Origin of the sequence: Marinobacter nanhaiticus D15-8W, from assembly GCF_036511935.1 — a bacterium.
Lineage (GTDB): Bacteria > Pseudomonadota > Gammaproteobacteria > Pseudomonadales > Oleiphilaceae > Marinobacter_A > Marinobacter_A nanhaiticus.
The window spans coordinates 4,714,205-4,739,703 of record NZ_AP028878.1; the positions used below are offsets into that span (position 1 = coordinate 4,714,205).

Sequence of the window (25,499 nt, forward strand, 5' to 3'; positions counted from 1 at the left end):
TGTAATTGCAGGTCTCGAGCCTTTCCGCTAGCTTCCAGAGCTTTCGTGCTCCGGATAAGGCTGCGCAAAGTTATTCATATGGGGAAGTTGTGACTATGGAGCCTATGGTAGTTGGTGTGGCGGCCTCAGCAGGTGGCTTGGAGGCGCTGGTTGGCGTCCTTAAAGGACTGCGAAATGTCGAAGCGCTGACAATCATCATCGCCCAGCACCTGGCTCCGGACCATGAGAGTCTGCTCGCCACACTGTTATCCCGGAACTCATCAGTGCCGGTGGAAAACGCGGAGCACGGCCAACGTCTTGAAGCCGGCCAGATCCTGGTTATCCCGCCTGGCCACAACGCTGTAATCGCCGACGACTGCCTGCTGCTTGAGGAAACCCATTCCCACGGCGTGCCCAAGCCCTCGGCCAACGCGCTTTTCGTCTCGATCGCCGAGGAGTACGGCAATCGCGGAATCGGCGTCGTCCTTTCCGGCACCGGGTCCGACGGCGCCCGGGGCTGTCGCGAGATCAAGGCCCGCGACGGCTTTGTATTGGTGCAGGAGCCGGAAACCGCGAAGTACGGTGGCATGCCTACCGCCGCGATAGAAACCGGTGCGGCCGACCGCATTCTCAAGCTGGAGGAAATCGGTGCCGAACTGGAGCGCCTAGCGCGTCAAAACGATGCCCCAAGCCAAACCTCACCAGCTCATCTGGCCGACGCCAGCGCGGCGGACATCTATAATCTGCTGCGCAGCGAATACGGCGTCAATTTCGGCGAATACAAACCCAGCACGGTAAACCGCCGTATCCTGCGGCGTATAGTCGCCACCAACACGTCGACCATCGCCGAATACCGCAGCTACCTGGACGATCATCCGGAAGAGCTTGCCTTGCTCTATCAGGATCTGCTGATCTCGGTCACCGGGTTCTTTCGCGACCAGGACATCTACGACAGCCTTAAGCCCTACATCCAGCGCGTCCTGGAAACCAAGAACAAGGGCGACGAGATCCGTTTCTGGGTGGCCGGTTGTGCGACCGGCGAGGAAGCCTATAGCCTGGCCATCCTGCTGGACCAGATCCTGGGTAGCGACTGCGCGCACTACAAGATCCAGATCTTCGCCACGGACATCGATAACCGTGCCCTGGATATCGCGCGTAAGGGCTTCTACGAAGACGTGAGCCTGAACAGCCTGCCACAGGAGGTACGCCGCAAGTACTTCCAGCCCATCAGCGACGGCTGCCTGGTAAACAAGTCCATCCGTGAAATGGTGATCTTCGCGCGCCACAACCTCAGCGCCGATCCCCCGTTCCTGAACATGGACATGATCGCCTGCCGCAACGTCATGATCTATTTCGGCACACGCCTCCAGCAACGGGTTCTGGGCACCTTCCACTATGCGCTTAAACCCGGGGGCACGCTGTTCCTGGGTAAATCCGAATCCCTGCCCACCAGCAAGATCTTCGACGTGGTGGACGGCACGGTAAAGCTGTTTCGTCGCAAGGATGTATCCAGCCAGAAGGTGCTCCGGGAGTTCGGGCGCGTGGACTTCGCCGCGCGCAAGACCGAACCGCCACCCGCGGAAGAGCCCGAGCAGCCCAGGTCCCTGGATGATCGCGTCAAATCTTCGGTCAACGACTACCTGGTCAATACCGGGTTCGTCATCGACGACCTGCTGGATATCCGCTTCATCTATGGCGATATCAGCGCCATTTCCCAGGTGAAAGCGGGCAAACCGAGCCTGAACATCCAGAACCTGATCGCGCCGGAATTCCAGTTCGAGCTCAAGAGCCTGATCTTCAAGGCGCGCAAGAATCCGGGCCTGACCCGCTCAAACCCAGTGCATACCGACCACAGTTCGGTGATCTTCGAAGTCATTCCGGTGCCACCGGACCAGACCAAGGAGAAGCTCTATTTTGTGCGCTTCGAGCTGTTCGAACGCACGGAAACCAGGAATAACGGCCAGGACGAATCCAACGAACAGGTCGCGCAACTCCAGCACGAACTCGCGGTCAACCGCGAGCACCTGCAAACCCTGATCGAAGAACTGGAGACTTCAAACGAGGAGTTGCAGTCGGTCAACGAGGAACTGCAATCTTCCAACGAGGAACTGCAGAGCACCAACGAAGAGCTGGAAACCTCAAACGAGGAGCTGCAGAGCACCAACGAGGAATTGCTGACAGTCAACCAGGAAATGGAGGTCAAGACCGACGAAATCGCCTCGCTGAACAACGACCTCACCAACCTGCAGAACAGCCTCCCCCATCCATTACTGATGGTGGACGACCAATACCAGATCCTCCACCACAACGCCGCCTGCAAGGAAATTTTCAAGTACGAAACCTCGCTGGGCGGGCAGCGGCTGAACAGTCTTTCCGGCAACCCGGATCTGCCCAACCTGGTCAGTATCGTCGAGGAAGCGCGCAATACCGATAGCGAGATCAACCGTCAGATTGCTGGGGAAAAGTCCTATTGGATGAGCTGCACACCCTGCAAGGACGCCGATGGCGTCCAGAAGGGTGCGGTGATCGTTTTCTGGAACAACACCGAGTTACTGGACACCTACCGCCGGCTGGACAAGAGCGTGTCCCAGGCCAATGTCCAGGGCAAGGCACTTGAGGCAGCACAACAGGGTATCGTCATCGTTGACGCCATCAAGCCTTCGATGCCGATCCTCTACACCAACAAGGCCTTCACCCGAATCACCGGGTATTCCAAGGAAGAGGTCTTCGGCCGCAACTGCCGTTTCCTCCAGGGCGAGGAAACCGATGAGACAACCCGGGCCACCTTGCGCAAGGCGTTAAAGGAAGGCCAGCCGCACAACTGCCAGATCATGAATTACCGCAAGGATGGCACGCGGTTCTACAACAACCTGAGCATTTCGCCCATTTTCGAGAACGGCACCCTGACCCACTTCGTGGGCATCCAGACCGATCTCACGGACATCCTGGAAACCCAGAGGGAAAGCGCCTTTGCTCGCTCCGTGTTCGAGCAGACCCAGGAAAGTATCCTGGTGATGGACGAAGACCAGAAGATTCAGTATGCCAACCCGGCGGCCTGCGCGCTGTTCAATATCCCGAAACAATACATCGGACCTGACGGAAAGCCTGAAAAAGCCGACTTCAGCGTACTGAGCAAGCGCGGCGACTTCGATGCCATCTGGAAGAAGGTCGAGGAAACCGGGCATTGGCAAGGCGAAGTCGAAGGCGCTACCGACGATAAGGATCTCTCGCTGCTGATCTCCGTCAGCCGGGTCAATGGCAAGGATATCCTCGGCGACCAGTATGTATTGCAGGCCACCGACGTCAGCCTGCTGAAACAGAAGGAGCGCCAGTTGCAGAAGCTGGCCACCTACGACCAGTTGACCGGACTGCCTAACCGCAGGCTGTTCAACACCCGCCTGAAGGAAGCCATTGCGCGGGCCGAGCGCGCCGACAAGACCTTCGCCCTGCTGTTCATGGACGTGGACAACTTCAAGCGTATCAACGATACCCTGGGCCACAAGATCGGCGACGAAGTGCTGCTGCACTTCACCGAAACCGTGCGGGAAATGACTCGGGAGAACGATACCTTCGCCCGCATGAGCGGTGACGAGTTCGTGCTGATTCTCGATGGTGTCGAGGATGTCACCGATGCCCAACATTTCTCCCAGCGCATCATCGACGCCATTTCCCATCCGTACCGGACCGAAGATGGCGACCTGCTGCTGTCCGTCAGCATTGGCGTAGCGCTCTACCCGACCGACGGCTATATCCCGGAAACGCTATTGCGTAATGCCGACATGGCGATGTACCGCGCCAAGCAAAGCGGCAAGGCCCAGGTGGCCTTCGTTGAACCCGGCCGCAGCAACGAACTGTGGCAGCAGATGCAGATTGAGGGTGAGCTGCGCAAGGGGCTGATCGATGGCGAGGACATCGGACTGTACCTGGTCTACCAGCCGATCTTCGATGCCTCCGATGGCAATCGACTCTACGGATTCGAGGCGCTTATCCGCTGGGAGCACCCGAATTTCGGCTCGCTCCAGCCGGACGAATTCCTGCCCCTGGCACGCTCGGCGGGTTTTGGCCGGGATTTGGATACCTGGGTCTTCAACGAGTTCCTCAAACAGTACGCTGACTGGGTCCACCAGTGCCCCGCGGCGGAAAAACTGCAGTATGCGATCAACATCGATCCCTCGAGCAGCACGCTGCTGAATCACTCCCAGATCAGCGCCCTGCTGGCCGAACTCGACAATAACCTGAACCGTCCCCGCTTGACCTTTGAGATCACCGAGAATGCGCTGATCAACCGGTCCGAAGAACTGGTGACCGGCCTGCAGTCGCTGCATGACATGAACACCACCATCGCCATCGATGACTTCGGCAACGGCTATTCCAACTTCGGCTACATTACGGACTTCGCGTCAATCCGCCAGATCAAGCTGGACCGTAGCATGATCCAGGATATCGAGAAGGATCCGGACAAGCTCAAGCGCATGCGCGCCATCATCCGCATGCTCGACGAGATTGGCTACAAGACCGTCATCGAAGGCGTCGAGACCCAACAGCAACTGGCACTGCTGAATGATGCCGGCCATAACTTCGTTCAGGGTTTCCACCTGTCGACGCCACTGGATGCCGGTGGTGCCGGGCGCTTGATCGAGGAAACCGCAAACGACACCCAACCGGTCGTTGACGAGTAACGTAAGAACTGGGGCAAAAATCAGGGTAGACAGCGGGAACTGGCGGCCTTGATAAGGCTGATGACGCTTTCCTCTACTCGCACTCGTATCAGGCGCCGGGAGCGCGCCCCGTGCTACCCCTGACGATCAACTGCGTCTTCAGCGTCTGATCGAACGGGACGTTGCGGTCCTTGAGGATATCCAGCAACAGCTTCATGGCGGTACGGCCAATGGCCTGGCGGGGCTGGTGTACGGTGGTCAGCTCCGGCTCGCAGTATTGACTGAAGCCGATATCGTCAAAGCCGACCACGGACAACTGCTCAGGTACCCTGATCTCGAGGTCCCGCGCCGCCTTGAGCACGCCAATCGCCATCTCATCATTCTGGCAGAAAATCGCTGTCGGCCGCTGGCTGCCCCCCTGGAGCAGGATACGGCCCTGTTCGTAGCCGGAATGAAAACTGAAGTCGCCTTCGAGGATCCATTCAGGCCGGGTTTCGATCCCGGCGTCTGCCAATCCGCGACGGTAGCCAGCCAGTCGATCCTTGCAGATCGGATTGCCTCCCGGACCGGATAGCGTCGCGATGGCCCGGTGTCCCAACGAAACCAGATATTCAGTCGCCCGATTGGCCGCCTGTTCGTTGTCGATATGAATTGTGGGCAGGGATAGGTTATCGAAATATTCGCAGGCCACGACCAATGGAAATCCCGAATCCGCCTGACGCTCCTTCACCAGGGCCTTGGGCACTTCCGTGGTGAGCAGGATAATCCCGTCAGCCTGGTTCGAAGGCACCAGGTTGAAGTAGGACTTAACGCGTTCAGGGTTGTGCCCGGCATCCCCCAACAGCACCTGGTAGCCCGCCTGGTGGGCCACCGATTCCAGGCCGCTGATCACCTCGGAGAAGAACGGATTGGCAATGTCGGGAAGGATCACGACGATGGTGCGCGATTCGCTGCGACGCAGGTTCCGGGCGGCGGCGTTCAGCGAGTAGCCCACTTCGGCTACCGCCTGCGCGACTCGCTGGCGGGTCGCGTCGGAGACTTTCTCGGGATTGGCGAGTGCGCGGGACACCGTGGCAGTCGAGCAATTCGCCGCCCTGGCAACGTCTTTGATCGTCGGCATGGAATGGCTTTTCTTGTGCGAATGGCGCGATGTTACCACAGTCTTCACGAGCCCCGGCTCTCCGTTTTCAGCCCCAACTTTCCGTTTTCAACCCCAGCTCTCCGCTTCCAACCTATGCTATGTAGCAGGCCATCCAACTTAATGCAATCGATTACATGACTTAACCACTACACGTAGCGCGTGATTCCAATATGCCCTATTTATTCCAGAAATTCGGACTAAAAGTTCTAATGAAAGAGGGTTGACGATCAAATTTTGCCCTGCTTCAATGTAATCGATTACAAAACAAGATGCACAAAACAACAATAAGGCCAATGTTCATGAAAACCATACAGGGGCCAGGACTCTTCCTGGCACAGTACGTCAGCGATGAAGCGCCTTTCGATTCATTGCCGACCCTTGCCGAATGGGCCGCCAACCTGGGTTTCAAGGGCGTCCAGATTCCCACCTGGGACGAGCGCCTGTTCGACCTCAAGCAGGCCGCCGAGGACCTGGCGTACTGTCGATCGATCCAGGACACATTGGGCGAACACGGTCTGGTCATCACCGAACTTTCCACTCATCTGCAGGGCCAGCTGGTTGCCGTGCATCCGGTCTACGATTCCCTGTTCGACGGGTTTGCGCCGACCCACCTGCATGGTAACCCGGACGCCCGCCAGGCCTGGGCCGTGGACCAGGTCAAGCTGGCCGCCCAGGCGAGCAGGAATCTCGGGCTCAAGGCGGTTGCCACCTTCTCGGGCGCCTTGCTTTGGCCTTTCCTTTATCCCTGGCCACAGCGCCCGGCGGGGCTGGTTGAGGCTGGGTTCGAAGAACTGGCCAAACGCTGGCTGCCGATCCTCGATGTGTACGAGGAAGCCGGCATCGACCTCTGCTACGAGATCCACCCGGGTGAGGACCTGCACGACGGCGCCACCTTCGAGCGCTTCCTCAAGGCGACGAACCATCATCCGCGTTGCTGCATCCTGTTCGATCCGTCTCACTTCCTGCTGCAGCAACTGGACTACCTGGCCTTCCTCGACCACTTCCGCGACCGCATCCGCATGTTCCACGTCAAGGACGCGGAATTTAACCCGACCGCCCTGCAGGGCGTTTACGGCGGTTACGAATCCTGGATCGAGCGCGCCGGCCGCTTCCGTTCCCTCGGCGACGGCCAGGTGGATTTCAAGGGCATCTTCTCCCGGCTGGCCCAGTACGACTTCGACGGCTGGGCGGTGATCGAGTGGGAGTGCGCGTTGAAGCATCCCGAGCAGGGTGCGGCCGAAGGCGCCCGCTTCGTCGATGAGCACATTATCCGCGTCACCGACCGCGCCTTCGATGACTTCGCCGATGCTGGCGTCGACGACGCCGGTAACCGTCGGCTGCTGGGTCTGAAAGGCTAAAGGCGGGTGATCATGACAAGCACAAACCGTATTCGGCTGGGGATGATTGGCGGTGGCCAGGGCGCCTTTATCGGCGGCGTACATCGCATGGCCGCCCGGCTCGACGATCGCTACGAACTGATCGCCGGCGTTTTCAGTGCCCGGCCGGACGTCAATCGCGCCTCGGCCAGTGAACTGAGAATCGATCCGTCACGCTGCTATGACGATGTTTCAGAACTGATTGCCGGCGAGTCGGGTCGCGATGATGGCGTGCAGGCGGTGGCGATCGTCACGCCCAATCACCTGCACTTCGACGCGGCAAAGGCCTGTCTCGAGGCCGGTCTGCATGTCATCTGCGAGAAGCCGATGACCCTCACCGCCGACGAAGCGGAGACCCTCGCCGGACTGGCGCAACAGAAACAGCGCCACCTCCTCCTGACGCATCCGTACGTCGGCTACCCGCTGGTGCAACAGGCCCGGGCCATGGTCAAACGCGGCGACCTAGGCCGATTGCGCATGGTCAACGTGGAATACGTGCAGGAATGGCTTGCGGAAGCGCCAGGACCGGACAACAAGCAGGCGGACTGGCGGCTCGACCCCAAGCGTGCCGGCGCAGCCGGCTGCCTGGGCGATATCGGCACCCACGCCTACCAGCTGTCGGCGTTTATTTCCGGGCTGACGTTGGATGCGGTCAGCGCGGACTTGAGCAGCATGGTCGAAGGCCGCCAGCTCGACGACAACGTCCATGCGATGCTGCGCTATACCTCCGGCGCCAAGGGAATGCTATGGGTCAGCCAGTGCGCCCCCGGTTTCGAGAACGGCTTGCGGATTCGGGTGGTGGGTGGGCGTGCCTCGCTGGAATGGGCTCAGGAAAGTCCCAACGAACTCTGGTTTGCCCCGCTCAACGCGCCACGCCAGCGCATCACCCGCCGCGACGACTGGCTGGGCGACGACATCAATCGCGGTGTACGTATTCCCGGCGGCCATCCCGAGGGCTATATCGAAGCCTTCGCCAACCTTTATCAGGCCCTGGCGGATCAGCTGAACGGTGCGCCTGCCGACTGGCTGCCGGACGCCAACACCGGCGTCGACGGCCTGCATTTTATCAGTGCGGTCCTGCGCTCCAACCAGGCGGACGGGGCCTGGGCGACCCTGCCGCCACCGGTCGGCAAGGAGCGAACATCGGGGGACCAGCGATGACTGACCCGATTATCCGCACCCGGGACCTGTGCAAATCCTTCGGCGCGGTCAGCGTGCTCAGGAACATTACCCTGGACATCCAGCCCGGGGAGGTACTGGGCATCCTGGGCGAGAACGGCGCAGGCAAGTCCACCCTGCTCAAGCTCATCAGCGGCGTGTACACCCCTACCAGCGGGACTATCGAGATCGGGGGCGAAACCTTCAATCAACTGGATCCGATACTGTCCCGGCACAAGGGCATCGCCATGATCCCTCAGGAATTCAACCTGGTGCCGACACTCAAGGTCTACGAAAACGTCTTCCTGGGTCAGGAACGGCGTCGCAGGGGCCTGCTGGACAAGAACGCCATGCGCGCCGAAACCGTCAAGGTGCTGGAGTCCCTCAAGGTTCGCCTCAATCCTAACGCCACCATCAGCGAGCTCAGCGTCGCCGAAAAGCAGATGGTGGAAGTGGCCCGCGTGCTGGTGAACGACGCCCGGGTGGTGATCCTGGACGAGCCCACCACCGTGCTCACTGACCGCGAAGTCACGGTGCTGTTCGATGTGGTTCGCGCCATGCAGGAACGCGGCGTCGCCGTCCTGTTCATCTCCCACAAGCTCAAGGAAGTGAAGAACCTCTGCCAGCACCTAATGATCCTGCGGGATGGCGAGCAGGTGGAGCTGTGCGACGTGGCCGACGTCACCGAGGACGACATGGCCCGCAAGATGGTCGGGCGGGAACTGTCCCAGACCTTCCCGGAGAAACAGGACCATCCCACCTCCATCGCCCTGGAGCTGAAGAACCTCAATATTCCCGGACTGGTTCACGACGTTAACCTGAAGCTACATCACGGCCAGGTCCTGGGTTTGTCAGGCCTTGTGGGTTCGGGCCGCACGGAAATCGCCGAGGCCTTGATGGGCCTGCGCCGCCATACCCGGGACAAGCTCGTCATCAACGGCCGCGAGCCGGATATTCGTTCACCCAACGATGCCCATGCGGCGGGCATGGCCTACCTGTCGGAGGATCGGCAGGGCAAGGGCCTGGTGATGAACTTCAGCCTCACCGAGAACATCACACTGCTGAGTCTGCGCAAGTACACCTCGGGCCTGATCAGCCGCTCCAGGGAACGCCGGCAGGCCCAGGATTTCCAGTCGAAACTGGCCATCAAGGCCGCCAGCCTGGAGACCCATGTCGGCCTGCTCAGTGGCGGTAACCAGCAGAAGGTTTACCTGGCCAAACTGCTGGATATCGACCCGGACATCCTGATCCTGGACGAGCCCACCCGCGGCATCGACGTCAACACCAAGCGCGAGATCTATTTCCTGATCCGTGGCCTGGCCGAACAGGGCAAGGCAGTGATCGTGATCTCCTCGGAACTGGAGGAAATCATTGGCCTGTGCGACCCGGTGCTGGTGGTGCGTGAAGGGCGTATCGCCGCGCGCCTGACCGGCGACCAGATCAACGAAGAAGACATCATGCTTTACGCCGCCGGTGCCCGGGAAACCGTCGCCGGAACGACAGAACAACAAGGAATAACCCCATGAACCAGGCCAGACTTGCCGGCGCCCGGCTCTCCGACCGCCTCCGTAACAGCGGGCTCGATTTCAGCATCCTGGCGCCACTGGTTGCGCTGATCGTGTTGCTGGTGATTTCGTCCCTTGCGAGTGAGTACTTCCTCGACCTGCGCAACCTGACCAACATTACCCGCCAGGTGTCCTACACCGGCATCATCGCCATCGGGGTCACCTTCGTGATTATCGCCGCCGGGATCGACCTGTCGGTGGGCTCCATGGTCGCCCTGGTGGGCGTGGTACTGATTTACACCGTCAACCAGTTCGCCGACCCGGTACAGGGGGTCATTATTGGCCTGGCCATGGCCGTGCTCGCCGGCGCGCTGTTCGGCCTGCTGAACGGCGCACTGGTGACCTGGGGCAAAATCACGCCGTTTATCGCAACGCTGGCCACGATGTCGATCTACCGCTCACTGGCGCTGTACTTCTCTGACGCAGGGGAGATGGTCTCAACCAACTCACTGTTCCCGGAAATCGGTGGCGGCTATGCGCTGGGACTGCCAATCCCGGTCTGGACCTTCCTCATCATCGCGGTGCTGGCCCATATCCTGCTGGCCCACACGCCCTTCGGGCGGCACCTGTGCGCCGTCGGCTCCAATGCCCAGGTGGCGCGCTATTCCGGTATCCGGGTGCAGCGCATCATCCTCATCACGTTCGTTATTGCAGGGGCCTGCGTGGGTATCTCATCGATCATGCTGGCATCGCGCCTGAACTCGATCAGCCCCAGCGACGCGGGGGTGTTCTACGAACTCGATGCGATCGCGGCGGTGGTCATCGGCGGCACCGCGCTGTCCGGCGGCCGCGGCTCGATTTGGGGCACGGTGATGGGCGCGCTGATCCTGGGCGTGATCAACAACATGCTCAACATGCTGGGGATATCGCCCTACCTGCAAGGTCTGGTGAAAGGCGGCGTGATCCTGGTAGCGGTACTGATGCAGTACAAGCAAAACCACTAGCGGGTAGTAAAACAAACGGCAACCGAAAACCGTGGCGAAAGCCATTTGATCGCCCCGACACATTGGTGTCGGTCTACAACAACAAGACAGAAAGGATCTTCACTATGGGACTCAAACGACTGATCAAGGGCACCCTGCTCGTCGGGGCACTGGTGTTGGCCCCGTTCGCTGCCAGCCAGGCGGATTACCGCATCGGTGTCAGCGTACCGGCCGCCGACCACGGCTGGACCGCCGGCCTGCTGTGGTGGGCCCAGAAGGCCGCCGACGACCTGCACAAGAAGTACCCGGACACCGAGTTCTTCGTAGTGGCCGCCAACTCCGGCACCAAACAGGTGGCGGATGTGGAGGACCTGATGGTCAAGCAGATGGATGCGTTGGTGATCCTGCCCCATAACCCGGCCACGCTGCAGCAGGTGATCTCCGAGGCCTACGAGAACGGCATCTACACCGTGGTCGTCGACCGCGAACTGGAGTCCCCGGCGCAGGACGTCTTCATCGCCGGCGATAACGCGGGCATGGGTCGCGAGGCCGCCAAGTTCATGGCCGAACAGATGGATGAAAGCGGCAATGTAATCGTCATCGAAGGTATGCCGATCCCCATCAACAGCCAGCGGGTGAACGCTTTCAACGAGGTCATGGACCAGTATCCGGATATCAAGATCCTCGATTCCCAACCGTCGGACTGGTCGCCGCAGAAAGCCCTGCGGGTGATGGAAAACCTGCTGCGCAAGCACCGTGACGTGGATGCGGTTTGGGCGGGCGACGATGATGTGCTCAAGGCTGTCATGCAGGCGATCGAGGAAGCCGGCCGGGACGATATCAAACTGGTTGTCGGCGGTGGCGGTTCCAAGGATGTGATCGGCATGATCAAGGACGACCATGCGGTGGTGAAAGCCACGGTCACCTATCCGCCGAACATGGTGGCCTCCGCCATGGCACTGGCCAACACCGGCGTACGCGGCAAGAACCTGGGTGACATGTACCACCACGTCCCGGCCCGCATCGTGCTGGATGCCGAGCTGATCACCGAAGAGAACGCCGACAACTTCTACGTGGAAGACGCGGCCTACTGAGTCAGAATGCAGCCCGGGCCCCGCTCCCGGGCTGCGCACCTGAAACTTCCGACATCAACACCTGCCTCAAACCCCTGTATATTCATTCCTTTATGCTGTCAGACTGACCGCACGATACGCTTTGAAGTTAGCACAGGGAGCGCCATGACACGGCGTCGCATTGGGTTCTGGCTTGTCCTCATATTGGTCGCCGTCGTCCTGGCCGCAGGCTTCTGGGCACGACAGGCCTGGTACGATTTCCTGCAGGCAAACCATATCCAGCAACTGGATTGGCAGGGCCTGGACCTGTCGTTGTCCTCGCTTTCCGTCGATACGTTTACTGTAAGGCAAGCCGGTAGCGCCCGGCAGATCCACGCCGAGGGCCGGCAGCTCCATTTGCAGTGGACCTGGAACGGGCTGGTCCCGCAGGTGACCGCAATGGCATTGGAGCAGTTGCAGCTTGATGTGCAGACCCAGGCCGCACCTGACACCACGACTGACTCCGCCGCCCCGACGTCGGTGATCCCCAGGGAATCGCCGACGTGGCTACCACGCCAGCTCACGGTCGACCACTTCGAAATCACGTTGCCGTGCCTGACCGGCCGCTGTCCGCTAAAAGGCTCGATGACGGCTTCGCGGCAGGACAATCTATTGCCCGCCCAGGCTCAATTGATACTCCACCATCAGGAGCACCGCGTCCTGACCGATGTCGAGGTGAGCGGCGCCACCAACGAAAAACTAACCGTCAACGGCAGTGTCTTGGTCGACGACCGCGAGACGCTATCGCTCAAGACGGACTTCGCACCCGGAGGCAACTCGGACGTAACCCGATGGAACGGGTCGATCGACGTTCCGCACCTGCCCCGGAACGAGTGGATTCTGGAATGGCTGCGGCAATGGCAGGCGCTCCCGGTGGAGGACCTTCCCCCAAGCCCGGACGACGGCGAGGTTAGCGCCCAATGGCAACTACAATGGCCGGTGGACTCGAATTTTCTGCAACAGGCTACCGGCTCCTTGTCGGCCGAGGCCCGACTACCACAGCCCTGGCCGTTGCCTGGTGTGGGCACGTTGCAAGGTCAGCTCGGACTCGAACTCAGTGCAGAAGCGGGAAAATGGCGAGCTCAAACCGCCCGGACGGATATGCAGCTCACCGAGCCGGCAAACTGGATCTACAGCGTACCGGAGCCACTTCGCCCCAAGCGTCTAGCCTTGCAAATCCAGCCGGCGGAATCGTTAGCCAATACCGGGCGCCCCCTGCTGCCACTGGCCCTCAAGGCGCAGATCCGCGGCAATGCCAGCATGGATATCGACGGCCATCTGGCACTGGCGACCGAAGCGCCCTGGCTGGCCCGACTGGGGAAGACACGAATACGCGGAAGCCTGCCGCGCTATACCGTTGCTGACTGGGGTCTCGAACAACCCGCTTTCGATATCACCGCGACGGGGCAAGTGGATCCCCAGTCACTCGACCTCAAACTGGCCCAGGGCTCCGTTTTGCGGATCGGACAGATCGATGCACCAGACTCAGCTACACCGCTGTCGATGTCTGCGCTTCAGGCCAATCTCGCCAACATACCGTTGCAAGCAACCTACGATCTCCAAGAGGCCCGCCTCGATAGCCTGTGGTTCCGAGGTCCTGTGGAATTGAAAGCGCAGCGCCTGGAGCACCCGCAACTCAAACCCCAAGCCTTCGGCTTTGACGGCGACATCGCTGTCGATCTGAAACGTTTGGCACTCAACGGCCGCATCGAAAGTGACGCCGGCGCAAATGCCGACGTCACACTACGCTATCCGTTCGGCGACACCCTGACGCTGGAGGCGGATGCGCGCATCGATGGCAAACAGGCCGGCAGCGCTTGGGCAGAAACGCTCACCACCTGGCCGAAAACCCTGTCGGTCGACGACGGGGCTATCGAAGCTTCAGCAAGACTTAGCTTACCCGATGGGGGCCCGATGGCGTTGGATACCACACTGGATGCCGACGCGCTCGGCGTGACCTTCAACCGTATGGCGCTGACGGGTATCGACGGCGAGGTCGTGTTGAATATCGACCAAAACCAGCTCAGGGCACATACCGTCGATCTTCGCGTTGCCCAGCTCAACCCCGGCATTCCTATCGGGCCGGTTACCGCGGAAGCAAACTACGATGCACCGCTGGATCGCCCGGCAAGGGGCACACTGGCACTCGACACAGCGGAGGCGGAACTCCTCGGCGGCGAAGTGCACCTGACATCCCAGCGCTGGGACCTAGCGGATGTGCCAATCCGGGTTCCACTGCAGGTCCACCGCCTGCAGCTATCACGTCTGATGGAACTCTATCCGGCAGAGGATCTGTCCGGCACCGGCATACTCAATGGCGAGATTCCCGTCTGGATAGGTCCGGATGGCGTGCATATGGAAAAGGGCATCCTCGCCGCCGAGAAGCCCGGCGGCCGCCTGCGCTTACCCGGCGAACGCCTGGCCGGCCTCGCCCAGGATAACGCGGCGATGCAGATCGTCGTCGAGGCGGTGAAGAATTTTCACTATTCGGTGCTAGACAGCACCATCGACTACGCCCGGGACGGCACGCTGAACCTGGACCTGCACATTGAGGGCAATAACCCCGACGTGCGCGATGGCCAGCCGATTGTGCTCAACGTCAACCTGGAGGAGGATATCCCCGCCCTGCTGACCAGCCTGCAACTGAGCGGCCGGGTGAACGATGTGGTCACCGAACGGGTCAAGAAGCTGATTGAGCAGCAACAGTCCGGCAACGCGCCCGACCTCGAAATCGAGCGCGGGATCGAGTAAAACGGACACAGCAATAACACGAGGCGGCCAATCACGGCTGCCGCTGACAGGAGTGTAAGTTTATGGCGAGTTCCTTACCGGGACGCTTTTCCATCGGGCGATGGCGGCTCTCACTGGCCGCGTTGCTGGTCGTGGTGTTCGGCACCGCCTGTACGCCTACCGTGCAGATGGCCGCGCCGAAAGAGCCCATCACGGTCAACCTGAACGTCAAGATCCAGCACGAGATCTACGTCAAGGTGGATAAGGACGTGGAAGCGTTGTTCGAAGAAGAAGGCCTGTTCTGATCGTTATCCGGGAGACTATGACATGACTGTATTTGCACGACTCAGCGCCCTGCTACTGGCCCTCTGCCTCAGCCTGCCTGCGCTGGCCATGAGCCTGGACCAGGCCAAGAGCCAACTCGATACCGCCAAGAGCCAGGGTCTTGTGGGTGAGACCGCAACGGGCTACCTCGGCGTGGTAAAGAACCAGGGCCAGGCCCAGGAAATCGTCGACGCCATCAACGAAGCGCGCCGGGACGAATATGCCCGTATCGCCGATAAACATGGTATCGCCGTGACCAAGGTCGAATCCGTAGCCGGCAAGAAAGCGATCGATAAGACACCGGCAGGGCAGTATGTGAAGGTTGATGGGGAGTGGCGGAAGAAATAAAGAGTACCGCCTCCTAATGGTTGTAACTGCTCCCCTGGCCGACCTCAACGCCGGTCAGGGCGCTTGGCTGCCTTTTCCCTTTTTCGCTTCCCTTTTCTATTTCCACGAAACCGCAAAATACTACTTTAGTGCCTGTTTTTTGGTGCGATGGTCGCATTCATTGCCTAGCGCTGATCGCGTGTAATAGGAAAGACACAATAACAAGAGGTATAGCCATGTTCAGGCCCCTACTGAACCTGGCGCTGCTGGTCACCTTCGCCTTTCCGGCGATGGCGGAGACGACACCAGAGCCCGCCAGGCAGGCTCCCAACGCCGAAGATACCCTCTTTACGAGTGAAGGCTTCCGCCAGGACCGGTACCGCAGTCCCACGCCGGCTTCGGCGCCTGGCGCCCGAACCGTCGACACAGAAACGCTGCAGTCGCTATTGGAGCAGAACCCCGACCTGGTGCTGATCGACGTGATCAATGTCGAATACCGCCACGACCGTTTCCTGCAGGACGATCCTCATCACACGATTCCCCAGGCGTATTGGCTGCCGAACACAGGCAAGGGGAGTCTGGACACCCTTTGGCACGACTACTTGATGGACAACCTGGCCCGCCTGACCGCAAACGATCCTGAGCAGCCGGTGGTGGTCTTCTGCAAATCCGATTGCTGGTTGTCCTGGAACGCCGCCAAACGCATCACCGAAGCGGGCTACAACAACGTCTACTGGTACAGGGACGGCATCGATAGCTGGGTGGCCGCCGGTCTCCCCACGCGCACGGTAGAGCCCGTCGATCCCAAGCATTCATGAGGACAGGATGATGACCTATCCATCGATGTTGACTGAGAAAGATGTCGCCGAAATGGACTATCCTGAAACGATGGGAAAGCCATCTTGCCAGAGCGATAACCAACGAGTATCCGACTGCATGGAACCTGCGTACAAGATCCTGATTGCCGATGACCACCCCCTGTTCCGCGAAGCCATTACCAGCGTTGTCGAAGCCGGGTTCCCGGGCAGTGAAGTGGTCGAAACGGAGGATTTGGACACCGCCCTGGCCCTGACCCAGGCGCATGACGATTTCGACCTGATCCTGCTGGACCTGAATATGCCTGGCATGAATGGGCTGAACGGTTTGATTACCCTGCGCAACGAAGCGCCAACCATCCCGGTGGTGATCGTCTCCGCCGAAGAGGACAAGCAAGTTGTCCTTCAGGCGATTACCTATGGCGCGGTGGGGTTTATCACCAAGTCGTCACCCCGCGCCCAGATGACCCAGGCCATCGAACAGATCCTGGCCGGCAACGTCTACCTGCCCTCGGACATCATCCGCACCGGCAAGGAGAGTTCCCGCCGCCATCGCCAGGACGACAACAATATCTCCCCGGAACTGCTGAACTCGCTGACCCGGCGGCAGCTACTGGTACTCGAGCGGATGTCCAAGGGTGAGTCGAACAAACAGATCGCCTATAACCTGAATATCGCCGAAACCACCGTAAAGGCACATGTATCGGCCATCCTGCGAAAGCTGGGGGTTCATAACCGGGTACAGGCGATATTGTCGGCGAGCGATATCGACTTTAACCAATACCTGAAACGTTGAGGGTGCTGGAAAGCCGATACCGAAGGTGCCGTCCCGCCCTACCGACTCAACCCGCCAATAACAAATGGTGCAGCACACTGCGTAGCTTCAGCGGCTTCACCGGTTTGTTGATCAGTTGGTACCCCAGATCACGGATATGCTGCTTGAGTTCGTTGGTGTAGTTGGCGGTAATCATCACCACCGGCACCGTATCGTCCCGCTGGATGTGAATACCAGCGACCGCATCCACGCCATTCTCGTCATTGTCCAAATGGTAGTCCGCCAGGATCACATCCACCGGCGTTGCCGCAAGGTCGACCTGGTGCTCCAGATCGTCGAGGGAAACGGCGGTGACCACCTCACATCCCCACCCTTCCAAAAGCGTACGCATGCCGTCGCAGATAGTCCGATCGTTGTCGATCACCCAGATCCGGCTGCCGTCCAGGGGCTGGGGCGCTACGAAACCCTGCACTTCGGGTTGGTACTGATCGACGGTTAGCTGCCCAAGCGGAACAATCACTGAGAACATCGACCCTCGGCCTTCCACCGATTTCACCGTAATCCGGTGACCAAGCATGCGGGCGATATTGTCGACGATCGCCAGACCCAAACCGAGCCCTTTATCCTGGGGCGCGCCCGCTGGGCGGATACGCTTGAATTCCTGGAAAATTTCCGTGAGCTTGTCCGCCGGGATACCCGGCCCCGTATCCCACACCTGCAGTTCAATGCCGCCCTTTCGGCGTCGACAGCCCAGTAAAATGGAACCCGACCTGGTGTAGCGGATAGCGTTGGTGAGGAAATTGCGCAGGATACGGGCCAGGAGCTGCGAATCGGACTTCACCACTGCCGACGACGGTACGAAACGCAGATCGATACCTTCGCCTATTGCCATCTGGCGGAATTCCCGTGCGATGTTGTTGAGCAGGTCCCGCAGATCGAAGGCACTGATGTCAGGTTGGATCACACCGGCATCCAGCTTTGAGATGTCCACCAACGTGCCGAGCAGGTTTTCCACATCGTCCAGTGAGGTGCTGACCGAACGCACCAGCCCCTCTGCCCGTGGCCCGAAGGATTGTTCCATCAATGCGCTGGTAAACAGGCGGGCGGCATTGAGCGGCTGCAACAGGTCGTGACTCACTGCTGCGAGGAACTTGGTCTTGGACAGGTTGGCCCGTTCCGCGTCCATCTTGGCGTCCCGCAGGCGTGCCTCGATCAACGCGCGTTCGCTGATTTCCTGGCGCAGCTTGCTGTTCAGCCCGGTGAGCGCAGCGGTGCGTTCCTTGACGCGTTGCTCAAGATTGTCATAGGCCTGTTGCAGGGCAAGTGCGGTACGACGACGATCGGTAATATCCCGGATCAGCACGAAGAAACCCATAACCTGCCCATCCTGGCCCTGGTTGGGCACGTATGAACGCAGCATATAGCGCTGCTGGCCACGGGCGTTGGTCTCTTCGAATTCGAAGGTCACGCTGTGCCCCGCCAGCGCATCCCTAACGTGGGGCAACAGGCGTGCATAGAGCTCCGGGTTATGAACCTCTTCCAGGCGGCGCCCCAACAGTGACTGGTTGCCGGCGCTGTACCAGGCCTCGTAGACCTTATTGCAGAACTGCACAGTCAGATCAGCACCGACGTAGGCAATCAGGGCCGGTACGTGATCGGTCACCACCCGAATCCAGCGCTCGCTCTCGCGCAGGGTCTCTGCATAGCGATAGCGTTCGGTGATATCCGTATAGGTGTTGACGTAGCGGCCGTCAGCCATGGGATGCGTACGGATTTCCAGTACCCGGCCATCCTGCCGACGATGCTCCAGGGCATTTGACAGACTATCGGGCGTCAGCAACGGGGTCTCCGATAAGGCCATCAGCCGCTCGAACGAGGTTTCCGTCGAGACCTGATGCGGAGAAAGTCCGGTCAGCTCGATAAAGCGATCATTCCAGATTTCCGGAGCGCCCCGGTCATTGACCAGCACCACACCCTGGGACAGGTTATCCACGGCGGATTGCAGCAGCTGTGACTTTTCGGCCAGCGCCCGTTCGCGGCGTTCGTCCTCGGTGTTCTTCAAATCGGTGATATCGGAGTAAAGGATCACCAGTCCGCCTTCACGAGTCGGCCTTTCGCTGACCTGGACCCAGCGGCCATTGGAAAGCAGGTAAACGACCCCGCCGGCCTGGCGGTCCCGATGCTCTTCCAGCACCAGGCCGGTCTCGACCGCCAGCCGTTTCATATCTGCAATCGCTACACCTGGTCGGATCAGGTCACCATTCTTGCTCCAGTAGCTGCGAAAACGGCTATTGGTCAGAACTAACCGATGACAATGGTCGAACAGCACGAACCCGTCACCGATGCTCTCGATGGCGTCGATCAACCGCTGGCTGGCCATTTCCGCCTCTTCGCGGGCGGTAATCAACGCGCGATTGCTGGACTTGAGTTCGGACATGGCGAGGTTGAGCGCTTCGGTTCGTTCGCGCACCTGCTCAGCGAGCACCACTGAGTGTTCGAAGGCGGCATAGGGCTCGGGCTTATGGGCGCCGCTGGACTCGACGCGGGTAATCAAAGCGTCGCGGATGGTCCGCAGGCGGGCATTCTCGGCTTCCAGCTCGGCGATGCGCTGATCCCGCGCATCCGCCTCAGTCTTGATCGTGAGCGGGCTGACCAATGACCACTCCTGTGAATGTCTGGTTGATATGCATGCCATCGAACTGCTCGCCGTAGGTGTTGAAACCGATCACCCGGTGGTCGACGAGGAAATCCGACGCCTCTTCGACAAATCCGGAAAATTCAGCTTCCAGGCGTCGTAAAAAACAGTCGCAACCAATGGTCAGCAGGGGCGGGCCAACCTCCTGTTCGGCGTTCTCCAGCTGCTGCTTAAGGTTGGCCAGTAAGGGGCCCGGCCGCATGGCGGTCAGGACGATGCCGGTCTCCACGGCACAGTAGAACGTCAGGCTGCCGTCGTCGTTGACCCGTTGGACCGAACGCACGAAGTACTGGTCACCGATGCGCACGGCCATCGGCCGCAGGGCGAAGACCCTGCGATCCAGTTCCGCCACGGTCACGCCTGCGGCGCGGGCGTAGGCGACGGCCGCAGGCTCCGCATTGAGTTCGTAGACCGTGCGCGACTCGCTGCTGGCACGGGTCACCACCAACTTGTCCTCGCCCGCCAGCATGTGATGCGTGGAGAAAACCCGGAAAGCAAGGGAGGTATTGATCATCAGCACGATCGCCGCACGATTGTGAAATCGCCCTTGAAAATAGACGTGCGTGTTAGCCAGGCGCTCATCGTCGCCGGCAGAACCACCGAAGTGCGGAATGCTGCCCAACGCCGCATTCAGCGTGGCAAGTACCAGTTCTTCACGACTGGACAGCCCGTCCAGCAACGTTATGGCGAAAGTATGCCCTTTGACCGGCGCCAGCGACGCTTCCCGGAACGTGGCCAGCAGGTTGTCGACGAGGCCCTGGGCGTCCTGCAGACTGAATTGCTCCAGCTCGCCAATCAGGGCGCAATCCACGGAAAAATAGCGGCGGTCGAAGCCAATTGCCGTAATGCATCCGCGACCGTAGCCCAACGGGGTAATTTCGCCAGCGGAGGTGCAGCCAGTCAGCGGAACGGCGGGGAAGACGTGTTCAAGGGCGATACCTAACCGGGCCAGATCGTATTCGGCGGAGCAGAAGAACAGGACACAGGCGAGATCAGCATGGTGGAGCTGGCTGGCCAGACTGGTTGCTGCCAGTTGGGGGTCTCGCGCGTCGGAACTGGCAATCCGAACCGGAGCAACAGAAGTCACAGGCAGCATGGTAGAAGGCTCGCGTCCGGAAATTCTCCACTCCGATTCTACGCGCTTCATCCAGCGGTCCAATTCAACTTCAGTGCTCCTGGCCGCGCCACGAAAACGGACATAGGCCATTGATTCAAAACCTTAAACACAAAGCTGAAAGAACGGGCTATGAGGATCAGACCGGAAAACCGGCACTTTGGTAGTAGGCAACCGGGCCCGACGCCGGTCGCCTGCCGCCCTTTCAGAACAGGACGATCGCACCCACGGCGATAGTGTCCGCATCGGCGGCGTCGGCGCCGGTGGACTTGGTGGTCTGCTCGAACATGTTGTATTCCGCCACCACCTTGAGGTTGCTGTTGACGTCATGGAACAGGCCAATGGTGGTGTTTTCGGTTTCGAAGTCACCTACGTCGGAATCGGTTTCACCGTAGGAAAGCACCAGCTTGGTAGCACCGAGCGTATAGGCGCCCTGCAACAGGTAGCCATCCTCGCTCTCCTCTTCCAGAGCTACCGCCTGGTTGGTGATCAGTACCGGCGCATCGCCATCGGCGGTATAGCCGGATGCAGCCAGTGTCAGGCCGGCTACAGAGGCCTTCATGCCATACCCCACTGCCGTGGAATCGACGGTCGTGTTAGTCGTATCGCTTTCCGAGCTTTGATAACGACCGTTTACCCAGGTGGTCAGGTCGACCTCGCCAAGACTCATGGCGTAGGTAATCTCTGATTCGAAACGCGGTGCTTCTTCGTAGCCGTCAGCGCCGGAGGTGGTTGCAGGGTCTAAAACGCCAGCAGCGATCTTCAGGCCACCCAGGTCCGGCGAGCGATAAGTGATCTGCGCCGATGGCGTGGGGTAGGCATAACCGGTGCGAATATTGCCGAAGGAAACACCACCCGGCGCACCTGGCGAGCCGAAGCCCATCAGGATCTCGTCGAGGAAGATGTTGTTGCGGGAATACAGTCCAAAGTCCTTACCGATCAATACCTGACCAAAGCTGCCGTCGACGGTGGCGTAGAACTGCCGCACATCGATGGAGGTATCGGTGGGCGAATCCAGGCTGTCGTTGATGGTGGTCCAGAAGGAGGAACGGCCACCCAGGGTCAGCTCCCCCATCTCCTTGCTGAAGTTGAAGCCGATGGTGTTGGGGAGGAAGCCCATCTTGACCCGGGACTGGCGCACGTCGCTGAGCTTGTCGTCGCGGTTTACGTAGAACGCGTTGAAATAGCCGTCGACAGAGAACTGTGTACCGTCCTCGTTATAGACTTCAATTGCCGCTTGGGTTTGCGTGGACATGCCGCCAGCGATCGCCAGCGCGAGAAGATGTTTTTTGTTCATGGTTGCCCCCAAAATTCTTGTTAGAAGAAGAGGCACGTCGGTGCCTCCGGGCGCACAGGACATGTGCCCGCAACCATCGTCGGCGAACGCCGGATGGCGGCCTATGCGCCAAGGGAGCTGATTTGGGGGTTAATTGGAACTAGCGACAGGCGCCACACTTTGGCACTACGACTGCACCGGCCGTTGGTGCTATTGCCACCCTTGCAAGGCGCCGATGCAGTCGTCGAGAAAGGGTTGGGGATCAGGCATGACGGCCTCGTCGGCAACGACGCCGAACTGCACCTGATTGTTGTAACTGACGATACTCAGCCCCAGTCCAATATCGCCGGACTGGGGTACCCAGAACATCTGCTCGCGCACCCGGCAACCGGCCAGGTAACGGGTTTCCGGCGTACCACGCACGTTGGACACGACAGCGCTGGCCTTGCGGCAGAAGAGATCGGCGATGGGCTGTTGCCAGCCTTTGGGCAGCAGCCCGGCCGAGCACATCAGTCCCCAGGAAATACCTGGCTGCCAGGACCGTTTCAGGCGGCGGGTCTCGTGCTTAACCCGGTACAGGCTCTCCAGCGGACTCTGGGCATCGACCGGTAAGGGCACGAACACAGTGCCGAACAGGTTGCCTAATTCACCCGGACGCGGGCGCACCGAGTCCGGTAGCAGAGCGCGAATGTCCACCGGCACAGCAGCGTGCAGCATCACCTCTTCCAGGTCGAGGTCGTCCTGTTCCAGCTGCTTGCGCAAGGCCTGGGCGACACAGGCAAGCAGGACGTCGTTGATCTTGCAGTTGGTGTTTTGGGCGATATCGCGAAAGGCCGCCAGCGGCACCGGCGCCGACCAGCGGCAGGTGCGCCGGCCCAGCAGCCCTGGTTTGAAACGGGTCGCCGTATCCTCCGGCTCGAGGACATACTCGCTGAGCTCGTTGACCAGGCGCAGGCCGGACCAGGCCGCCCGTTCCAACTGCTTGCGTCGCGCGTCGAGCGGGTTGTCCGGCCGGTCGGTGTCGACATCGTCCAGGGTTCCCGTGTCAGCCAGCTTAACCTGTGACTGTAGCCACTGCCAGCCGGCATCCCTCCAGCGTGAGGCATCGGCGGCCTTGGCGGAGCCAATCGTTTGCGCGGGCATCGCATCCGGCGCCGTGGTCGTCAGCGCGTTGAACAGGTCGATCAGCGACAGACCGTCGGCATAGCAATGGTGCAATCGAAGAAGCAGCGCAGCCCCACCCCGGGCCTGGGGTAGCAGCCAGAAGCACCAACGTGGACGGTAATCCGGCAGCGGCTGGTTCAGGCGGGCTGACAGCCAGTCCTGCAACTGGCCCTCATCGAATATCTCCGGCACGACTTTGAAATGGTGTCGCAAGCGGAAGAGTTCATCTTCCTCCCACCACCAGGCCGTACCCTTGTGCACAGGCCGGCAGCGGAAACGCTCGATCCGGAGCCAGTGGTTCTCCAGGAACTGTTTGAACACCGGCGCGGTCAAACCATCGACCCGGAGCATGACGGTAATCGTCATGGGATTGGCGGGGGACTCCATGGAAAGCCAGGCGGCGTCGACCGGTGACAGTAAGCTGGATTCCGCGTGGCTCAAGTCCGACTTCCCTACAGGTATTCTCGTTATCCGTGGCCGCTGAGCGTGGGACAGACAGCGGATGATCGGTGTGTGGCAATCCGATGACAGCCCAGCATTGTGCCAGACATGCACCACCCACTCCACTTACACAAAGGCCAGAGTAAGGCCCGGAACAATCACAAAAAATTACACCCTGTTAAGCGCCAATCCCTATACTCGAAACGGTAACCTCGCTGCCTGAAATAGGCTTTACGGGCCAAAGTCCGTTTCATACTTTGGTCGTAAACTCCGGATAAGTCGCTGATTTCGCATAGAATGAAATGAAGTGACCGAAACTTAGCGATGCCGGTGCAATCTGCGCCAATAAAGGTCGGGTTCAATAGGATTAAAAAACAGGAATAAACATAGGGAGTTTGCAAACACGGAAGGTTTCCGTAGAACAAAAAGTAAGCAAACCCGGATTCGGGAGGCCACCAATGAAAGCAAGTCACGTACGCAAGCTGATAAAGCCGATCGACAGCGTCTATTCGGAGATGTTTTCCGGGCGGGTCTACCGGGTCGGTAAGGGCGCGGTCTCCGTGCGCAATCACAGCGGCGAAGCGGCACAGACCGTCATCGGAGTGCATGGTTTTCTGGAAAATCATTGCTACTTCACCCAGGCCTACGAATCACCAACCACTGAGCTGATCCTGCTCACCTGCAGCAACTACCATATCCCGGTCAACGGCGTGACCCTGGAGAGCGCGGACTGGGAGGTGCCCATAAAGCACCTCGAAGCCACCATCGAGTATGACGCCTGCATTCTCAACCAGGCATTGGCCAATCTGCCCAGCACCGACAGCGTGCGGGTTCACGGGCACTCCCGCGGAGGTGCGGTCATTCTGGAAGCCGTGCGCCAGCGTCCCGAACTCTACGAAAACGTGGAGATCATCCTGGAAGCGCCGGTGCTGCCCCAGGCCAAGCTCCACGCCCTGGTGACTACCTTGCTGGAACCGGTGAGCCACGGCATGTGGCCCTGGCTAATCCGAATCATCAACAGCGCGCCGTCATCGGCTTACGGCCAGACCTTTTTCGGCAAGATGAACCCACGCAAGAAACAGTTGCTAAGCCACCTGTTCTCCGCCACACGGGACCACCTGACCATTGTGCGTAATATCGAGAACATCATGGCGTGGACCGAGCGCACGAACGTGGATATCTACGAAAATATCCGGCACGGGACCTTCCTTATCCCACAAGTGGATCGCATCCTCGACCGCACCAGCATGCTAGACAGCGCCCGTCAGAGCCCGACCACCATGCGCATCATCGAAACCCAGGCCCTCAGTCACTTCATCACGCTGGATAGCAAGGAATGGATCCCGTCGCTGGCGAGTCTGCCCCAGGCCTCAAGCATCGCCTGAAGCCTGGAATCGCTATGAGGGATGGGGGAAGAAAACTCTGGAGTCAGGCTGTGCCTGTCAGTTTATCCAGTTGGGAATGGATTTCCGATTCGAAACGTGACTTGAACGGGCGAAGCATCAGGCCCAGTTCCAGGTGAACCTTCAGTTCCGCTGGCAATACGTCCATGTGGCCTTTCACGCCGCTGCGCTTGAAGCGCAGGGTGTCGCCATCCCAGGTGTAATCCACGTCGAACTGTTCTGAGAGGTCCTTGGCCAGGGTCTCTGCGGCCTCTCGCGCATGGTCATGATCAAGGGCGTGGCTACGGCTGATATCAATTGTGGACATGGATACCCCAGGATAACGGTTGAATGGTAGTGGCTTTTCGGTCGAGACGCTTAAGTGCTCTCCAGTCGCGACCTTGGAACGTCTGGATGCCAGTGGCATCCGCCATTTCCCCAGAGTTTAAGCGTTTACCCTGCCGGCGCAAGCAACTGGGTTAACCCGCCCTTGCGACACATGCTGCTTGTAGCCTGTGGTCTGACCGTTAGAATACAGGATTGG

18 protein-coding genes are annotated in these 25,499 nt (G+C 59.8%); 12 read left to right on the forward strand and 6 right to left on the reverse strand.

The features are described 5' to 3' along the window. The first annotated feature begins 95 nt into the window (after positions 1–95). Positions 96–4,658: an EAL domain-containing protein gene (locus tag RE428_RS21200; protein ID WP_004580166.1), complete on the forward strand. Its 4,563-nt coding sequence runs from the start codon at positions 96–98 to the stop codon at positions 4,656–4,658. Between the two features lie 88 nt (positions 4,659–4,746). On the opposite strand, the gene RE428_RS21205 is transcribed toward RE428_RS21200, so the two are convergent. Further along, on the reverse strand, positions 4,747–5,757 hold the full coding sequence (locus tag RE428_RS21205; RefSeq protein ID WP_004580165.1) for a LacI family DNA-binding transcriptional regulator: 1,011 nt from the start codon (positions 5,755–5,757) through the stop codon (positions 4,747–4,749). Between the two features lie 320 nt (positions 5,758–6,077). Between RE428_RS21205 and RE428_RS21210 the strand changes: the two genes are divergently transcribed. The 10 genes from RE428_RS21210 (at position 6,078) to RE428_RS21255 (ending at position 16,904) form a co-directional block, all read left to right on the forward strand. After that, the gene (locus RE428_RS21210; protein ID WP_004580164.1) at positions 6,078–7,136 is read left to right on the forward strand and encodes a sugar phosphate isomerase/epimerase family protein; all 1,059 of its coding nucleotides are present in this window, start codon (positions 6,078–6,080) and stop codon (positions 7,134–7,136) included. A 12-nt stretch (positions 7,137–7,148) separates the two neighbouring features. Beyond that, the gene (locus RE428_RS21215) at positions 7,149–8,315 is read left to right on the forward strand and encodes a Gfo/Idh/MocA family protein (protein ID WP_004580163.1); all 1,167 of its coding nucleotides are present in this window, start codon (positions 7,149–7,151) and stop codon (positions 8,313–8,315) included. Then, positions 8,312–9,838, forward strand: a complete 1,527-nt coding sequence (locus tag RE428_RS21220) for a sugar ABC transporter ATP-binding protein (RefSeq protein WP_004580162.1) — start codon at positions 8,312–8,314, stop codon at positions 9,836–9,838. Before RE428_RS21215 ends, RE428_RS21220 begins: the two co-directional genes overlap by 4 nt. After that, positions 9,835–10,821: an ABC transporter permease gene (locus RE428_RS21225; protein WP_004580161.1), complete on the forward strand. Its 987-nt coding sequence runs from the start codon at positions 9,835–9,837 to the stop codon at positions 10,819–10,821. The genes RE428_RS21220 and RE428_RS21225 overlap by 4 nt, the downstream gene beginning before the upstream one ends. Before the next feature lie 104 nt (positions 10,822–10,925). After that, positions 10,926–11,894, forward strand: a complete 969-nt coding sequence (locus tag RE428_RS21230; RefSeq protein ID WP_004580160.1) for a substrate-binding domain-containing protein — start codon at positions 10,926–10,928, stop codon at positions 11,892–11,894. Between the two features lie 144 nt (positions 11,895–12,038). After that, positions 12,039–14,663: an intermembrane phospholipid transport YdbH family protein gene (locus tag RE428_RS21235; RefSeq protein ID WP_004580159.1), complete on the forward strand. Its 2,625-nt coding sequence runs from the start codon at positions 12,039–12,041 to the stop codon at positions 14,661–14,663. Between the two features lie 62 nt (positions 14,664–14,725). Beyond that, the gene (locus RE428_RS21240) at positions 14,726–14,947 is read left to right on the forward strand and encodes a YnbE family lipoprotein (RefSeq protein WP_004580158.1); all 222 of its coding nucleotides are present in this window, start codon (positions 14,726–14,728) and stop codon (positions 14,945–14,947) included. A gap of 22 nt (positions 14,948–14,969) precedes the next feature. Continuing rightward, entirely contained in the window at positions 14,970–15,314 is a 345-nt protein-coding gene (locus RE428_RS21245; RefSeq protein ID WP_004580157.1) for a YdbL family probable chaperone protein, read from the forward strand. A gap of 215 nt (positions 15,315–15,529) precedes the next feature. After that, on the forward strand, positions 15,530–16,111 hold the full coding sequence (locus RE428_RS21250; RefSeq protein WP_004580156.1) for a rhodanese-like domain-containing protein: 582 nt from the start codon (positions 15,530–15,532) through the stop codon (positions 16,109–16,111). 118 nt (positions 16,112–16,229) lie between these two features. Beyond that, on the forward strand, positions 16,230–16,904 hold the full coding sequence (locus tag RE428_RS21255) for a response regulator (protein WP_040883085.1): 675 nt from the start codon (positions 16,230–16,232) through the stop codon (positions 16,902–16,904). A 46-nt stretch (positions 16,905–16,950) separates the two neighbouring features. Here the strand turns inward: RE428_RS21255 and RE428_RS21260 are convergent, their stop codons facing one another. The 4 genes from RE428_RS21260 to RE428_RS21275 form a co-directional block, all read right to left on the reverse strand. Next, positions 16,951–19,578 carry a hybrid sensor histidine kinase/response regulator gene (locus RE428_RS21260; protein ID WP_081614562.1) on the reverse strand — a complete coding sequence of 876 codons (2,628 nt, stop codon included), beginning with the start codon at positions 19,576–19,578 and terminating at the stop codon, positions 16,951–16,953. Continuing rightward, positions 19,511–20,674, reverse strand: coding sequence for a nitric oxide-sensing protein NosP (gene nosP / locus RE428_RS21265; RefSeq protein ID WP_040883083.1), 1,164 nt, complete (start codon positions 20,672–20,674; stop codon positions 19,511–19,513). Before nosP ends, RE428_RS21260 begins: the two co-directional genes overlap by 68 nt. A gap of 223 nt (positions 20,675–20,897) precedes the next feature. Further along, on the reverse strand, positions 20,898–21,989 hold the full coding sequence (locus RE428_RS21270) for a porin (protein WP_004580152.1): 1,092 nt from the start codon (positions 21,987–21,989) through the stop codon (positions 20,898–20,900). A 189-nt stretch (positions 21,990–22,178) separates the two neighbouring features. Then, positions 22,179–23,573: a WS/DGAT domain-containing protein gene (locus RE428_RS21275; protein ID WP_004580151.1), complete on the reverse strand. Its 1,395-nt coding sequence runs from the start codon at positions 23,571–23,573 to the stop codon at positions 22,179–22,181. A gap of 458 nt (positions 23,574–24,031) precedes the next feature. Here RE428_RS21275 and RE428_RS21280 point away from each other — a divergent pair, with 458 nt between their 5' ends. Beyond that, the gene (locus RE428_RS21280; RefSeq protein ID WP_004580150.1) at positions 24,032–24,958 is read left to right on the forward strand and encodes an alpha/beta fold hydrolase; all 927 of its coding nucleotides are present in this window, start codon (positions 24,032–24,034) and stop codon (positions 24,956–24,958) included. Between the two features lie 43 nt (positions 24,959–25,001). Here RE428_RS21280 and RE428_RS21285 read toward each other — a convergent pair whose 3' ends face one another. After that, positions 25,002–25,283, reverse strand: coding sequence for a polyhydroxyalkanoic acid system family protein (locus tag RE428_RS21285; RefSeq protein ID WP_040882398.1), 282 nt, complete (start codon positions 25,281–25,283; stop codon positions 25,002–25,004). Positions 25,284–25,499 lie beyond the last annotated feature (216 nt).

Coding starts and splice junctions, on each gene's coding strand:
- RE428_RS21280 (WP_004580150.1), top strand. CDS start 24,032: ATGAAAGCAAGTCACGTACGCAAGCTGATAAAGCCGATCGACAGCGTC.
- RE428_RS21245 (WP_004580157.1), top strand. CDS start 14,970: ATGACTGTATTTGCACGACTCAGCGCCCTGCTACTGGCCCTCTGCCTC.
- RE428_RS21200 (WP_004580166.1), top strand. CDS start 96: ATGGAGCCTATGGTAGTTGGTGTGGCGGCCTCAGCAGGTGGCTTGGAG.
- RE428_RS21260 (WP_081614562.1), bottom strand. CDS start 19,578: ATGGCATGCATATCAACCAGACATTCACAGGAGTGGTCATTGGTCAGC.
- nosP (WP_040883083.1), bottom strand. CDS start 20,674: ATGCTGCCTGTGACTTCTGTTGCTCCGGTTCGGATTGCCAGTTCCGAC.
- RE428_RS21215 (WP_004580163.1), top strand. CDS start 7,149: ATGACAAGCACAAACCGTATTCGGCTGGGGATGATTGGCGGTGGCCAG.
- RE428_RS21255 (WP_040883085.1), top strand. CDS start 16,230: ATGGAACCTGCGTACAAGATCCTGATTGCCGATGACCACCCCCTGTTC.
- RE428_RS21225 (WP_004580161.1), top strand. CDS start 9,835: ATGAACCAGGCCAGACTTGCCGGCGCCCGGCTCTCCGACCGCCTCCGT.
- RE428_RS21205 (WP_004580165.1), bottom strand. CDS start 5,757: ATGCCGACGATCAAAGACGTTGCCAGGGCGGCGAATTGCTCGACTGCC.
- RE428_RS21270 (WP_004580152.1), bottom strand. CDS start 21,989: ATGAACAAAAAACATCTTCTCGCGCTGGCGATCGCTGGCGGCATGTCC.
- RE428_RS21250 (WP_004580156.1), top strand. CDS start 15,530: ATGTTCAGGCCCCTACTGAACCTGGCGCTGCTGGTCACCTTCGCCTTT.
- RE428_RS21220 (WP_004580162.1), top strand. CDS start 8,312: ATGACTGACCCGATTATCCGCACCCGGGACCTGTGCAAATCCTTCGGC.
- RE428_RS21230 (WP_004580160.1), top strand. CDS start 10,926: ATGGGACTCAAACGACTGATCAAGGGCACCCTGCTCGTCGGGGCACTG.
- RE428_RS21240 (WP_004580158.1), top strand. CDS start 14,726: ATGGCGAGTTCCTTACCGGGACGCTTTTCCATCGGGCGATGGCGGCTC.
- RE428_RS21210 (WP_004580164.1), top strand. CDS start 6,078: ATGAAAACCATACAGGGGCCAGGACTCTTCCTGGCACAGTACGTCAGC.
- RE428_RS21235 (WP_004580159.1), top strand. CDS start 12,039: ATGACACGGCGTCGCATTGGGTTCTGGCTTGTCCTCATATTGGTCGCC.
- RE428_RS21285 (WP_040882398.1), bottom strand. CDS start 25,283: ATGTCCACAATTGATATCAGCCGTAGCCACGCCCTTGATCATGACCAT.